The organism is Marinobacter sp. L-46 (genome assembly GCF_056859535.1).
Genome location: NZ_JBSXOP010000053.1, coordinates 59,826 through 73,108, shown reverse-complemented (window position 1 = coordinate 73,108; position 13,283 = coordinate 59,826). Strand labels below are relative to the sequence as shown.

Below are 13,283 nucleotides of genomic sequence, written 5' to 3'. Positions count from 1 at the left end.
AGTACCATATGGGGTGCCAGCGTCTGTGATTACGATGATTGTGTGCATCTGGCAAACGCCGGTTCGCACCACCATGCAACGCACTAATAATCACGACAAGAGGTGAGCATCATGTGGATCAAGCCAGCTTATGAAGACCTGCGGATCGGTTTTGAAGTAACCATGTACTTCGCCAACCGGTGAGCCCTGGCCGGCCAGCCCTGTGGCTGGTCGTTCCCGCTCGGGAGATCTTCTGATGCACCTGCATATTCTGGGGTCGGCCGCTGGCGGCGGTTTTCCCCAATGGAACTGCAATTGTCGCAATTGCGCCGGCTTTCGCGCTGGTAAACTGAATGCCTCCGCTCGCACGCAGTCGTCGATTGCTATCTCGGAGGATGGCGAGCGCTGGATTCTGTTCAACGCCTCACCGGATATCCGCGCCCAGCTTGCGGCTTTTCCGGCCATGCAGCCGGCCCGCTCACTTCGGGATACGGGTATCGCCGCGGTTGTCTTGATGGACAGCCAGGTGGACCACACCACTGGCCTGCTGTCCCTGCGCGAAGGGCTTCCGATGGATGTATGGTGTACCCGCCAGGTGCATGACGACCTGAGTTCCGGGTTTCCCTTATTCACCATGCTTAGCCACTGGAACGGCGGGTTGAACTGGCGCGAGATTCCATCGGATGAGTTGCAGTCGTTCAGTCTGCCTTGCGCGGCTTCCCTTGAATTGACCGCCATTCCGTTGCTCAGCAACGCACCGCCATACTCCCCGCGCCGGGATAATCCTCATCCGGGTGACAATATCGGCCTCTTTATCCGCGACACCCGCACCGGGCAGACCGTGCTCTATGCGCCCGGCCTGGGGCAGCCCGATGCCCGCATCCGCAGCTGGATGCAGCAGGCGGACGTGCTTCTGGTCGACGGCACCGTTTGGCACGACGACGAGATGCTCCGTCAGGAAGTGGGCACCAAAACCGGCCAGGCCATGGGGCATCTCGCCCAGTCCGGCGCCGGTGGCATGATCGAGTTGCTGGACAGCATGCCGGCCCAGCGCAAGGTGCTGATTCACATCAACAACACCAATCCGATTCTGGACGAAGACTCGCCGGAGCGGGCAGAGCTGAGCGCCCATGGCATCGAAGTGGCCCGGGACGGAATGCATTTTGAATTGACGGGGCAGCCATGAACGCCAAAGCCAACACCGCCATGAACCGACAGGATTTCGAACGGGCCCTCAGGGATAAAGGCGCCTACTACCATATTCACCACCCTTATCATCGAGCCATGTACAGTGGCCAGTGCACGCCGGAACAGATCCGTGGGTGGGTTGCCAATCGATACTACTACCAGGTGCGGATTCCACAGAAGGATGCCGCCATCATGTCGAACTGCCCGGATGCCTCGGTGCGCCGCCTGTGGCTGCAGCGCATTCTGGACCACGATGGTCATGAGGGAGATGTGGGTGGCATCGAGGCCTGGCTGACGCTCGCCGAAGCCGTGGGCCTGAGCCGGGAAGAGGTGATCGACGAGCGCCACGTTCTCCCAGGTGTGCGTTTTGCAGTAGATGCTTATTTCAACTTTGCCCGCCGGGCAACGTGGCAAGAGGCGGCCTGCTCGTCACTGACCGAGCTTTTTGCGCCGGAAATCCACCAGTCGCGGCTTGACAGCTGGCCGCAGCATTACCCGTGGATTGAGGCGGATGGCTATCGCTACTTCCGGAAGCGTTTATCGGAAGCCCGACGGGATGTGGAGCATGGCCTGGCCATTACTCTCGACCATTTCACCACTGAAGCCCAGCAACAGCGGGCGTTTGAAATCCTGCAGTTCAAACTGGACATTCTCTGGTCGTTGCTGGATGCCCTGACCATGGCGTACGTTCACCAGACACCGCCGTACCATACGGTCACCGATCAGCCGGTCTGGCATCGGGGCCTGTAAGGAGCGTTACCATGACCCTGGAGAAAACACCCAAACTCCGCCGTGGTTTCCGGTTCCAGTGGGAACCGGTTCAGGAAAGCCACGTGTTGTTGTACCCGGAGGGTATGGTCAAGCTCAACGGCAGCGCCGGCGCCATCCTGGCAGAAGTGGATGGCGTTCGCTCGGTACACGAGATTATCCAGTCCCTGGAACAGCAGTTCCCGGATGCAGGTCCGCTGGCGGCCGATGTGGAAGCGTTTCTGGCAGAAGCGGTTCAGCAACAGTGGATTGAGTGGTCATGACGGCGCCCTCGGAAGCACGGGTGGGGCCGCCGCTGTGGTTGCTGGCGGAGCTCACTTATCGCTGCCCGCTGCAATGCCCCTATTGCTCCAACCCGCTGGATTACGCCAGCCAGGAGCATGAACTCAACACCGAGCAATGGTTGGATGTGTTGCGCCAGGGGCGGGCTATGGGTGCGGCCCAGTTGGGATTCTCAGGAGGCGAGCCGCTGGTACGCAAGGACCTGCCGGAGCTGATCGCCGGAGCGCGGGAGCTGGGCTATTACACCAATCTGATTACCTCGGGCCTGGGACTCACCGAAGCGAAGGTGCAGGCGTTTGCCGAGGCGGGGCTGGATCATATTCAGGTCAGCTTTCAGGCCTCAGACCCGGAACTGAACAATGCCGTGGCCGGCTCTCGCAAAGCCTTCGACCAGAAGCTGGCTATGGCCAGGGCGGTCAAGGCGGCGGGCTACCCGATGGTGCTCAACTTTGTAATCCACCGCCATAACATTCACCAGATGAACGACATTCTGGCCCTGTGTGAAAACCTGGATGCCGATTACGTGGAGTTGGCCACCTGCCAGTACTATGGCTGGGCATTCAAAAATCGGGAAGGGTTGATGCCCTCCAAAGCCCAACTGGTTCAGGCAGAACAGGAGGTGAATTGCTACCGGGGCGATCTGCGTAACCGTGATCGTCCCATGAAAGTGATCTTCGTGACTCCGGATTACTACGAGGAGCGCCCGAAGGCCTGCATGAATGGCTGGGGCAACCTGTTCCTGACCGTGGCACCTGATGGCACCGCCTTGCCTTGCCACAGCGCTCGCCTGTTACCCATCGATTTTCCCAATGTTCAAACCCAGTCCCTGAGCGACATCTGGTATCACAGTCCCGGCTTCAATCACTACCGGGGCGACAGCTGGATGCCCGAACCCTGTCGATCCTGTGATGAAAAAGACAAGGATTTTGGCGGCTGCCGGTGCCAGGCCTATTTGCTGACCGGTAATGCTGATAACGCCGACCCGGTCTGCGCCAAATCACCCCACCATGATCGGATTCTGGCGGCCCGCACCGCCGCTGATCACGCCACGGCGGGGCTGGATGACCTGATATACCGCAATGCCCGGAACTCCAAACTGCTTTACCGTGGCTGAGCCGATTTCTGCGCTGGACGCCTGCGCTGGTTTCTCCCAATACGCCCAGTTGAGAGTGTGCGGTGACACCATTTTCTGGCTTGCCTCCCATCCTGAAACCGGTTCTGTTGCCCTCTGGCAAGCCGATCACTCTGGTATTTGCCAGGTCAACACTGGGCCGGACAGTATCAGGAGTCGCCTGAATGGCTACGGGGGTGGCGCCTATGCGGTACTGCCGGGGCGAGTGATCTGGGTGGCGGATGACCAGCGGGTCTGGCAGTTGGACTGTATAACGGGTAAACGAACCTTGCTGGTGCCGGACGCTGACAATACCTGGGGAGGCCTGGTGGCAGACCCGCAACATGACCGGGTGTTGGCGGTGCGTGAACGGCATCAACAGCAGGCGTTGATGGCCCTGGAGGCCACGGGGCAAGTCCGGCTGTTACACCAGGGGCTGGACTTCTACGGCGCGCCGGCGGTCAGCCAGGACGGTACCCGAGTGGCCTGGTGCAGCTGGCAACTGCCGGATATGCCCTGGTTGCAGTCAACGCTCTGGCAGGCAACGGTCACTGCTGACGGTAATATTGCAGGTGCGTCAGGGCAGCCCCCGCCGGTTTCGGGCTCGGTTCAGCAACCGCAGTTTGCCGGTGAGCATCTATGGGTCATATCCGACCATGAGGGCTGGTGGCAGCCCTGGCAGGTAACGCGCAAGGGTGGCCGCGACCAGTGGCTGAAAAGCACGGCGCCCATGCTCGATCACGCCAACGCCCCATGGCAACTGGGTGAGCGGCACAGTTGCCCGTTGCGTGAGGGTGGTTGGGCCAGAGTGCAATACCGTCAGGGTATCGGTGAGCTTTGGCTGGAACGGGCCGGCCAGAGTCAGAGAGTGGCTGAGGGTTGGACGGATTTCCGGGATCTGACTCCGTCAGCCGACGGCCTTGTGTGCGTAGGGCGGGCTGCAGAGCGGCACGATGCGGTTCTGAAAGTGTGTGCGGACTCCGGCTCGGCAACCATTCTGGCTGGCGGGCAAGTGCCGGATCGTTCAATCATGGCGCCGGTGGTGCCCGTCGCTTTTGTAGCGGATGCGGAAACGCCCGACACGCCCTCGGTTCAAGGGTTTCTATACCCTCCAATATCAGCACCCACCGCGGCACCACCGGTCATCCTGATCGCCCACGGCGGCCCCACGTCAGCCGCCTATGCGGTCTACAACCCCCAGGTTCAGTTCTGGTGTCAGCGGGGCTTTGCCGTAGCGGAGGTGAATTACACCGGCAGCACCGGTGCGGGTCGGGATTTTCGCCTTCGCCTGGCCGGCCGGTGGGGCGAAGCGGATGCACTGGACATGGTGCGCTGCGCGGATTATCTGACGGCACAAGGGCTGGTCTGCGCCAACAATGTATTCATTCAGGGCCGAAGCTCCGGAGGCTATACGGCACTGATGGCGGCGGTGCAGACTGACCGCTTCAAAGCCGTTGGCAGCCTGTTTGGCGTGACCGATCCATGGCGCCTTCGTACTGCTACCCACCGGTTTGAATCCGGTTACCTGGACTGGCTGCTGGGAGATCCGCAATCACATTATGCCCGCTGGCAGGCACGTACGCCGGCGCTGCACGCTGACCGGATACGCTGCCCAGCGATTTTTTTTCAGGGCGGGAAAGATGCCGTCGTGGTGCCTGAGCAAACCCGGCGCATGGTAGCCGCGCTTCAGGCTCGGGGCCAGCCGGTGGAACTGCACTGGTATGAGGATGAAGGCCACGGGTTTCAGAGGGCAGATAATCAGGCGCACATGCTAGAATCGCTGTACCGGTTCTATGGAAGCCTGGCCTCAGACGACCCCAAGATACGCTAAAAGGACAATGAACCAGCGCACAAACTGAGTTAAACTCTCGACTACTCCTATAACAACAAAACGGTTGTCCCTGAGCGTCATGAGCTACGATATTTCCGCGCTGCGCAAGTTTGTTTCTCCAGAGATTGTCTTCGGTGCCGGTTCCCGCCGGTCGGTGGCTAACTTTGCCAGTAATTTTGGTGCCCGCCATGTGTTCCTGGTGTCTGATCCTGGTGTTGTCGCCGCCGGATGGGTTGCCGAAGTTGAAACCCTTTTGATTGAGGCGGGGTTGCGCTGTACCACGTATACAGCGGTGTCGCCCAACCCCAAAGTAGATGAGGTGATGGCCGGTGCCGAGCTCTACCGGGCCAGCGAATGCGATGTCATCGTGGCGATCGGCGGCGGCAGCCCCATGGATTGCGCCAAGGGTATCGGCATTGTGGCCAGCCATGGCCGCAGCATCCTGGAATTTGAGGGTGTGGATACCATCCGTAATCCTTCGCCACCACTGATCCTGATTCCCACCACCGCCGGTACGTCCGCAGACGTCTCGCAGTTTGCCATCATTTCGGACCCCAACCGGCGCTTCAAGTTTTCCATCATCAGCAAAGCGGTGGTGCCGGATGTCTCGCTGATCGATCCGGAAGTCACCGAAACCATGGACGCCTACCTCACCGCATGCACCGGGGTGGATGCCCTGGTGCACGCCATCGAGGCGTTTGTTTCTACCGGCAGCGGGCCCTTGACCGATACCCATGCACTGGAAGCGATCCGGCTGATCAACGGCAACCTGGAAGCACTGGTGGCAAACCCGTCAAACTCGGTACTGCGGGAACAGATCATGCTGGCGTCCATGCAGGCGGGGCTGGCGTTCTCCAATGCCATTCTGGGGGCTGTCCATGCGATGTCCCACAGCCTGGGCGGTTTTCTGGATCTGCCCCACGGCCTCTGCAATGCACTGCTGCTGGAGCATGTGGTGGCCTACAATTTCCCTTCCGCTGAAGACCGGTTCCGCCGGGTTGCCGAGGCCATGGCGATTGATACCCGGGGTATGAGCGGGACACAGGTCAAGGCACGGTTGATGACCCGCATTATTGAACTCAAGAAGACCGTTGGCCTGGAGGCTCGGCTCAAGGAGCTCGGCGTCACCACCTCTGATATTCCCTACCTTTCTGGCTATGCATTGAAGGACCCTTGCATACTGACCAACCCAAGGAAGTCGTCACTTCGGGATGTTCAGGTGGTCTATGAAGAAGCCCTCTGACCCAGCCAACACCGGATACGACATCGGCGATCTGTTGGGGCTCAGCAGCCAGTCAGCCCGAAAAAGCTATTACCCCGCGTTGCAGGAGCGCCTGGAGGAACTGGAGCAGGAGCGCAACCGCTACAAATGGCTGTTTGAGAACGCTCTGCACGGCATCTTCCAGGCCAACCTGCGTGGTGGTTTTCTGGCCTGCAATTTTGCCATGGCCCGAATCTGCGGCTATGACAACCCGGAGCAATTGCAGAAAAAAGTGATTCGACTCAGGGAGCAGCTGTTCTGCAGCGCCGCAGAGTTTGATCAGCTTCGCCAGGAACTGCTCGACCATGGCAGCCTGGGCGCTCGCGAGACCCGTCTTCGGCGAGCAGACCAGACCCCCGTGTATGTGGCACTAACCATGCTCCGCCGGCCGGATCTTGGGCCGGAAGTGGTGGAAACCTTCGTTGCCGACATTACCGAGCGGGTGCAGGCCCGGCAGAAACTTGAGCAGCTGAACGCCGAACTGGAAAAACGCGTGGAGGAACGCACCGAGGCGTTGCAAAACGTCAACGTGGACCTGCGTTATCAGATTGAGGAGCGGGAAAAGGTTGAGCAGGAGTTGAAAGTGGCGATGAACGCCGCCAAAGAAGCCAATCGCAGTAAAGACAAGTATCTTGCGGCGGCCAGTCATGACCTGCTGCAACCCCTGAATGCTGCCAGGCTGATGATTTCGGCCCTGCAGGACAGTCAGTTACCCGAGGCGGAAAACCGGATGGTGCATCAGGTGCACCGGGCCCTGGAAGGTGCCGAGGATTTGTTGGCCGATTTGTTGGATATTTCCAAACTGGACCAGCAGGCAATGAAGCCGGATCTGACCTGTCTCGATCTGGCTGCCATGCTGAAAGGATTGGGCGAAGAGTTTGAGGCGGTGGCTACCAATGCCGGATTGCAGTTCCGGCTCCGGGTTCCACCGGTATCACTTCGGACCGACCCCCGAATGCTGGCACGGATCGTCCGTAACCTGTTGAGTAATGCCTTCCGCTATACCCGTGAGGGCGGCGTAATGCTCTCTGTCAGGCAACGTCGGGATCGGCTGGCCATTGAAATCTGGGACACCGGTGTGGGGATCGAGGCCCACAAGCTGCAGGATATTTTCACTGAGTTTCACCAGCTACTGCCCCAGGGCACCGGCGGTCGCCAGGGCGTCGGATTGGGACTGGCCATTGTGGAGCGCATGGTGCGGGTTCTGGGTTACGGAATCCGGGTGACCTCACGGCCCGGCCGAGGTTCGAGATTTGAGGTGTCGATCCCGCTTGAACACCGGGTAAATGAGGCCTGGCGAAGCCAATCTCCAGCCGGAGGTGCCACCCACGGAAACTTTGACGGACTGGCGGTGTTGGTGGTCGACAACGAGCCCGCGGTGCTTGAAAGCATGGCTGCGTTGCTCGAAGGTTGGGGTTGTGAGGTGTTTCCGGCCGACGGCGAACCCAGTGCTCTGGACATGCTGAGTGAGGGCCTGGTCCCGGACGTGATTCTGGCGGATTTCCACCTGGGCAATAACGCGACCGGTTGTGAGGCTATCTACGCCGTTCGCCGTGCACTTGACCATGATGTTCCAGCGGCCATCATCACTGCTGACCGCAGTGATGAAGTGCGCACGCTGCTCAGGGCCCAGTATTTGCCCATCCTTAACAAACCCGTCAAGCCCAACCGTTTGCGGGCGTTGCTGGCCAGTCTTGCCGTCCCGTCAACCTGACCCCACGCGCTTGCGCTTTACGACTACACTTATTCCTGAACCAGTCCCTGGTTCAGGAGGCCGTCATGAGCCACACCGAGCATGCCCGTACCAAATTTCATCTGCATGATACCTACACCAACACCGTCCACATGGTGATTCTCAATTTTGAGCAAGTGACCGGCATTTGCGACCATGTCAGGCTAAGATCGCAGGACCGAGGGGCTTAGTGTCCCGCCTGGCAAGTAAAAAGGAGGAGGCAATGAGTGAGTTCAGAACCGAAAAAGACAGTCTGGGCGAAGTGGCAGTACCCGCAGAAGCCCTCTGGGGCGCCCAGACCCAAAGGGCCATCGACAACTTTCCGGTCAGCGGCCAGCCCATGCCGGCCGATCTCGTCAAGGCGGTGGTACTGGTGAAGTGGTCTGCCGCCCAGGCTAATGCTTCCCTGGGCTTGCTGGATGCGCCCTGTCGGGATGCCATTGTGCAGGCCTGCGGTCGGCTGAGCATGGGCGAGTTTGCTGACCAGTTTCCGGTTGACCGCTACCAGACCGGGTCCGGCACCAGTACCAATATGAACGTTAACGAGGTGGTGGCCGCTATCGCCCGGCAACAAGGGGTGGATGTAAACCCGAACGATCACGTGAACATGAGCCAGAGTTCGAACGATGTGATCCCCACGGCCATTCACATCAGCTCGGTGCTGGCGGTAAAGAACAAGTTGTTGCCGGCCATCTCGCACCTTCGCGGGGTGATTTACCAGCGCGAGGGCGAGCTGGCAGGGCAGGTGAAAACCGGCAGAACCCACCTGATGGATGCCATGCCCGTTACCCTCGGCCAGGAACTGAAAACCTGGCGGGAACAGCTGGCAGCAGTTGAAAAGCGGCTTGAAGCGGCGATGGACGAGCTGGCAGGCCTGCCCCAGGGGGGCACGGCGGTCGGCACCGGGGTGAATGCCGCTTCCGAGTTTGCCGGGCAGTTCATCAAGTTCCTCAAGATAAACAGTGGCTACAGTTTTCGATCCCTCAACCACAAGTTCGTAGCCCAGAGTGCGGTGGACGCGCCGGTGGCGCTGTCGGCCCAGCTCAGGGGCCTTGCGGTGGTACTGACCAAGATCGCCAACGATCTGCGCTGGATGAACAGCGGCCCCATTCATGGCTTATCAGAGATCAGCTTGCCGGCGCTGCAGCCGGGCAGCAGTATCATGCCCGGCAAGGTGAACCCGGTTATTCCGGAATCGGTGGCCATGGTCGGAGCCCAGGTGATGGGGCTGGATAACGCCGTGGCCATGGCCGGCCAGTCCGGCAATTTCCAGCTGAACGTGATGCTGCCGCTGGTGGGCGCCAACCTGCTGGATATGACCGGCCTGCTGGCCAATGCCACAACCATGCTGGCCGACAAGGCCATTCAGGGCTTTACGGTCAATGCCGATAACCTGAATGCCGGTGTGGGGCGCAACCCGGTGCTGGTGACGGCCCTGAACCCGGAGATCGGCTATGCGCTGGCGGCGGACATTGCAAAGGAAGCCTATCGCACAGGCCGGCCGGTGATTGATGTGGCGGAAGAACGCAGTGGCCTGAGCCGTCAGCGTTTGGAAGAACTGATGGATCCGCTCAAGCTGACCCGTGGAGGGCTCGCTTGAGCCAGTCCCGCCGGAGGTAGCCCGTGCTGTTGTCGCTGGAGTTGTTTGTCATGCTGGTTCTGGCCAACGGGTCTCCGGTGGTGGTGGCCCGGCTGTTGCACAATCGCTGGGACTGGCCGGTAGATGGTGACCGGCTATGGCGTGACGGCCGGCCGGTGTTTGGTCACAGCAAAACCTGGCGCGGGCTGGCCTCCGGTGTGCTGTCCTGTCTGTTATTCGCGGCCTGGCTGGGGCTGGGCTGGATTTTCGGGGCGCTGTTCGGCTTGCTGGCGTTGCTGGGGGATTTGCTCAGCAGTTTCATCAAGCGCCGCGCAGGGCTGGTGTCCAGTTCCCGCGCCCTGTGGCTGGATCAGCTGCCGGAAGCCCTGTTGCCCATGCTGATGGCCTGGTACTGGTTGCCGCTGGCGTTATGGCAGGCGGTTTCGGTGGCTGTGCTGTTTGCCATTGCCAACGTGGTGGTGTCGCCGCTGCTGTTCCGGCTGGGTATCCGCAAGCAGCCTCACTGAGGGCCTCAGGCCGGGCCCCGGGTGAGGGTATGCAGTGTCACTTCCGGCGGGCAGTTCAGCCGCACATTCAGCACCGAGGTTCCCGCCCCCGGCGAGGTATACCCCTGCATACCGTTCACCTGCCAGGAGCCCTTGCCGAGCCTGCGGGGACAGTCGGAGTCGAGGGTGACCGGAATGCCGCCGGGCAGGCAGATCTGCCCCCCGTGGGTGTGGCCGCATAAAAACATGTCATAGCCCGCGTGGGCCGCTTCGCGCCAGATTTCAGGCGTGTGGCTGAGCAGCAGGCTGATACCGCCTGCGGGAATGTCGTCGCCGGCCCGGTGCAGGTTGTGCACTTTGTAGTAATGGGCGTCGTCTACTCCGGCCAGGTAAATCCTGGCCTGTTCCCGTTCCAGTGGCACCATTTCATTCATCAGCAACCGGTAGCCCATGTCTTCCAGTGCCGGAACCATGCGCACGCTGTCGTGGTTGCCCAGCACCGCGTAGGTGTCTCCCCGGATCGCCTCCCGGAGCTTTTCCATGCCCGCCAGGGCGGCATCTACCGGGCCCCAGGTGCGCTGGCGATAATCGCCGGTCAGTACGCACAGATCGTAGTCCAGCGGTTCAATCTGGCGGATGACGGCTTGCAGGTTCTGCTCGTCCATGTCCACGTGCAGGTCGGTCAGGTGCAGTATCCTGAAACCTTCAAAGGCCTCGGGCAGGTCTGGCAGCACGAAGCTGTTGTGGGCGGTTCGCAGTTTGCGGCTGTTGCTCTGGGCCCGGTTAAACAGACCGACCGCCTGCAGGCAAAAACGGATGAAACCCGGCGCATTGGCGAGGTTTTCCAGGTGAAATGATCGCTTGTCGCGGCCCAGAACCAGGGCTTCGGATTCCTGCTCTATGCCCAGGCGCTGGCGGGCGTGTACCGGCCCCAGCCGAAGGCTTAGGCGGTAATGGAGAAGCTCGTCCTGATCTTCCGGTTCACGGACTTTTGCTGTCATGCTGGTTCCCTGATGCCGAGCGGGGCCTTATCTCTGGCCCCTGTTTTCATTATGGTGGCTGACAGGGCATGTGCAACCGCCCTGACATAATTTCATGTTGCGGTTGTGTCTGTTTATCATCGGTGGTCGTATACACGGGTATAACCTGTGCAACCAGAAACTGGAGACAAACTATGACCGAAAGCTGCAATATTCCGGGCCTGAATGTGCCGCGCAGCCGGTTCCCGACCCCGGAACAGGAACTGCCTGAAGCCGGCAGCGAAGCCCATGTGGTGCTGGCCGGTGGTTGCTTCTGGTGCGTGGAAGCGGTGTTCCTGGCTATCGACGGAGTTACCCGGGTTGAATCCGGCTATGCCGGCGGTTCGGCTGACACGGCGAATTATGAGGCGGTCTGTTCCGGCAGCACCGGCCATGCTGAAGTGGTAGATGTGCACTACAACCCGGAAAAGGTCGGTTTCGGCGAACTGATGCGGGTGTTTTTCTCGGTGGCCCACGACCCGACCCAGCTGAACCGGCAGGGCAACGACATCGGCAGCCAGTACCGGTCTGCCGTATTCTATGAAACCGATGCCCAGAAGCAGCTGGTGCAGGCCTACATCCGACAACTGGATGAGTCCGGCGTTTACCCGGCACCGGTGGTTACCACCCTGGAGCCGCTGACGGCGTTTTACCCGGCCGAGGCGCACCACCAGAACTTTGCGGCCCGTAATCCGTACCAGCCTTATATCATGGCCGTAGCCGCCCCGAAGATGGAAAAGCTGGCCAGCGCATGGCCGGACCGACTGAAACCCGAGTTCAGCCAGGACGACCAGGACCTGGCCTGAGGAGAATGCAATGAGTGTATCGGCATCAGGCTTTGACCTGACCCCGCTGAGCGAAGCGGACATTGAAGACAAGGCCAGCGCACTGAGCGCGGAAGAGCGACGGGTGTTGCTGGACCACGGCACCGAGCACCCGTTCTGCGGTACCCTGCTGGACAACAAGAAGACCGGGGTATACCACTGCCGGCTGTGTGACCTGCCGTTGTTCAGCTCCGATGCCAAGTTTGATTCCGGCACAGGCTGGCCGAGCTTCTTCCAGCCGTTTGACCCGGAACATATCCGCTACATTGAGGACACCAGCTTTGGCATGGTGCGAACCGAGATCCGCTGTGCCCGCTGCGACAGCCACCAGGGCCATGTATTCCCGGATGGTCCGCCACCCACCGGGCAGCGGTATTGCCTGAACTCGGTGTCTCTGGTGTTCCGGGAGACAGAGCATTCAGCATGAAACGACTGAACTTGAGCCCGTTAACTGAATCGGCAACCCTGCTGCGGCGCGCGGCTGTGGTGCTGGGGTCTGTGGGGCTGACGGCGCTTTATTCGTTACTGGTGTTGTTACGGGCGTTGTTCGGCAAACTGGACCGTCGGATTGTCGACAAGTACTGCCGGGAGTGGTCTACCGCGTTGCTGAAACTGGTACGAACCAGCCTGACCGTTCGCGGGGAGGTTCCGGACTTCAACGATGGCCGGCGGTATATCATCATGAGCACCCATGCCAGTCACTACGATATTCCGGTCAGCTTTGTTTCGCTGCCCGGCTCCATTCGTATGCTCGCCAAGAAAGAGCTGTTCAAGATCCCTTTGTTAGGCCAGGCCATGGCGGCCGCCGAGTTTCCGTCCATAGACCGTTCCAACCGGCAAAATGCCGTGCGTGACCTGGATCGGGCACGGGCGATGATGGAGAGCGGGATAGTGCTGTGGGCGGCGCCTGAAGGTACCCGGTCACCGGATGGTAACTTGCTGCCCTTCAAGAAGGGGTGTTTCCACCTGGCGCTGGACACCGAAGCGGTGATTGTTCCGGTGGCCATCCGGGGTATTCACCGGGTGCTGCCCGCCCGGAGCATGCAGATTAACCTCGGGCAGCCAGTCGATGTTCGGGTAGGAACTCCCATCGATACGGCAGGAAAATCCAAGGAAGACCTGGCCGGGGTCATGGAAGAAGTGCGCCTGAGGCTGGAGGGACTGCTGGGGGATGGCGAGGCTGGCTGATGCGCCAGCCTCGCG

14 protein-coding genes are annotated in these 13,283 nt (G+C 60.4%); 13 read left to right on the top strand and 1 reads right to left on the bottom strand.

The window, feature by feature from the left end:
* Positions 1-111 precede the first annotated feature (111 nt).
* From pqqA to AC13DJ_RS07835, 10 genes are all read left to right on the top strand, one after another.
* A complete protein-coding gene (gene pqqA, locus AC13DJ_RS07880) occupies positions 112-183 on the top strand; it encodes a pyrroloquinoline quinone precursor peptide PqqA (protein ID WP_072678119.1) in 72 nt (23 codons plus the stop codon).
* 52 nt (positions 184-235) lie between these two features.
* Positions 236-1,165: a pyrroloquinoline quinone biosynthesis protein PqqB gene (pqqB, locus tag AC13DJ_RS07875; RefSeq protein ID WP_482933574.1), complete on the top strand. Its 930-nt coding sequence runs from the start codon at positions 236-238 to the stop codon at positions 1,163-1,165.
* Positions 1,162-1,917: a pyrroloquinoline-quinone synthase PqqC gene (pqqC, locus tag AC13DJ_RS07870; RefSeq protein WP_482933573.1), complete on the top strand. Its 756-nt coding sequence runs from the start codon at positions 1,162-1,164 to the stop codon at positions 1,915-1,917. The genes pqqB and pqqC overlap by 4 nt, the downstream gene beginning before the upstream one ends.
* Before the next feature lie 11 nt (positions 1,918-1,928).
* Positions 1,929-2,198: a pyrroloquinoline quinone biosynthesis peptide chaperone PqqD gene (pqqD, locus tag AC13DJ_RS07865; RefSeq protein ID WP_482933572.1), complete on the top strand. Its 270-nt coding sequence runs from the start codon at positions 1,929-1,931 to the stop codon at positions 2,196-2,198.
* The gene (pqqE, locus tag AC13DJ_RS07860) at positions 2,195-3,331 is read left to right on the top strand and encodes a pyrroloquinoline quinone biosynthesis protein PqqE (protein WP_482933571.1); all 1,137 of its coding nucleotides are present in this window, start codon (positions 2,195-2,197) and stop codon (positions 3,329-3,331) included. The genes pqqD and pqqE overlap by 4 nt, the downstream gene beginning before the upstream one ends.
* A complete protein-coding gene (locus AC13DJ_RS07855) occupies positions 3,297-5,159 on the top strand; it encodes an alpha/beta hydrolase family protein (protein ID WP_482933570.1) in 1,863 nt (620 codons plus the stop codon). Before pqqE ends, AC13DJ_RS07855 begins: the two co-directional genes overlap by 35 nt.
* A gap of 79 nt (positions 5,160-5,238) precedes the next feature.
* A complete protein-coding gene (gene ercA / locus AC13DJ_RS07850) occupies positions 5,239-6,402 on the top strand; it encodes an alcohol dehydrogenase-like regulatory protein ErcA (protein ID WP_482933569.1) in 1,164 nt (387 codons plus the stop codon).
* Positions 6,386-8,134, top strand: a complete 1,749-nt coding sequence (locus tag AC13DJ_RS07845) for a PAS domain-containing hybrid sensor histidine kinase/response regulator (RefSeq protein WP_482933568.1) — start codon at positions 6,386-6,388, stop codon at positions 8,132-8,134. Before ercA ends, AC13DJ_RS07845 begins: the two co-directional genes overlap by 17 nt.
* Before the next feature lie 241 nt (positions 8,135-8,375).
* Positions 8,376-9,752: a class II fumarate hydratase gene (locus AC13DJ_RS07840; RefSeq protein WP_482933567.1), complete on the top strand. Its 1,377-nt coding sequence runs from the start codon at positions 8,376-8,378 to the stop codon at positions 9,750-9,752.
* A 23-nt stretch (positions 9,753-9,775) separates the two neighbouring features.
* Entirely contained in the window at positions 9,776-10,258 is a 483-nt protein-coding gene (locus AC13DJ_RS07835; RefSeq protein WP_094625461.1) for a CDP-archaeol synthase, read from the top strand.
* Positions 10,259-10,263: 5 nt separating this feature from the next.
* Here the strand turns inward: AC13DJ_RS07835 and AC13DJ_RS07830 are convergent, their stop codons facing one another.
* Positions 10,264-11,238: a metallophosphoesterase gene (locus tag AC13DJ_RS07830; protein WP_058341828.1), complete on the bottom strand. Its 975-nt coding sequence runs from the start codon at positions 11,236-11,238 to the stop codon at positions 10,264-10,266.
* Between the two features lie 173 nt (positions 11,239-11,411).
* Here AC13DJ_RS07830 and msrA point away from each other — a divergent pair, with 173 nt between their 5' ends.
* From msrA to AC13DJ_RS07815, 3 genes are read left to right on the top strand one after another with little or no spacing between them, the layout of a single operon-like run.
* Entirely contained in the window at positions 11,412-12,062 is a 651-nt protein-coding gene (gene msrA / locus AC13DJ_RS07825) for a peptide-methionine (S)-S-oxide reductase MsrA (protein ID WP_482933566.1), read from the top strand.
* A 10-nt stretch (positions 12,063-12,072) separates the two neighbouring features.
* Positions 12,073-12,507 (top strand): peptide-methionine (R)-S-oxide reductase MsrB, encoded by a 435-nt coding sequence (gene msrB / locus AC13DJ_RS07820; protein WP_473801905.1) that lies wholly within the window; start codon positions 12,073-12,075, stop codon positions 12,505-12,507.
* Positions 12,504-13,268, top strand: a complete 765-nt coding sequence (locus tag AC13DJ_RS07815; protein WP_482933565.1) for a lysophospholipid acyltransferase family protein — start codon at positions 12,504-12,506, stop codon at positions 13,266-13,268. The genes msrB and AC13DJ_RS07815 overlap by 4 nt, the downstream gene beginning before the upstream one ends.
* Positions 13,269-13,283 lie beyond the last annotated feature (15 nt).

What these genes read in the sequence shown, in the direction of transcription:
- ercA (WP_482933569.1), top strand. Translation starts at nt 5,239, where the DNA reads ATGAGCTACGATATTTCCGCGCTGCGCAAGTTTGTTTCTCCAGAGATT.
- AC13DJ_RS07830 (WP_058341828.1), bottom strand. Translation starts at nt 11,238, where the DNA reads ATGACAGCAAAAGTCCGTGAACCGGAAGATCAGGACGAGCTTCTCCAT.
- pqqB (WP_482933574.1), top strand. Translation starts at nt 236, where the DNA reads ATGCACCTGCATATTCTGGGGTCGGCCGCTGGCGGCGGTTTTCCCCAA.
- msrB (WP_473801905.1), top strand. Translation starts at nt 12,073, where the DNA reads ATGAGTGTATCGGCATCAGGCTTTGACCTGACCCCGCTGAGCGAAGCG.
- pqqC (WP_482933573.1), top strand. Translation starts at nt 1,162, where the DNA reads ATGAACGCCAAAGCCAACACCGCCATGAACCGACAGGATTTCGAACGG.
- AC13DJ_RS07845 (WP_482933568.1), top strand. Translation starts at nt 6,386, where the DNA reads ATGAAGAAGCCCTCTGACCCAGCCAACACCGGATACGACATCGGCGAT.
- AC13DJ_RS07815 (WP_482933565.1), top strand. Translation starts at nt 12,504, where the DNA reads ATGAAACGACTGAACTTGAGCCCGTTAACTGAATCGGCAACCCTGCTG.
- AC13DJ_RS07855 (WP_482933570.1), top strand. Translation starts at nt 3,297, where the DNA reads ATGCCCGGAACTCCAAACTGCTTTACCGTGGCTGAGCCGATTTCTGCG.
- AC13DJ_RS07840 (WP_482933567.1), top strand. Translation starts at nt 8,376, where the DNA reads ATGAGTGAGTTCAGAACCGAAAAAGACAGTCTGGGCGAAGTGGCAGTA.
- pqqD (WP_482933572.1), top strand. Translation starts at nt 1,929, where the DNA reads ATGACCCTGGAGAAAACACCCAAACTCCGCCGTGGTTTCCGGTTCCAG.
- msrA (WP_482933566.1), top strand. Translation starts at nt 11,412, where the DNA reads ATGACCGAAAGCTGCAATATTCCGGGCCTGAATGTGCCGCGCAGCCGG.
- pqqE (WP_482933571.1), top strand. Translation starts at nt 2,195, where the DNA reads ATGACGGCGCCCTCGGAAGCACGGGTGGGGCCGCCGCTGTGGTTGCTG.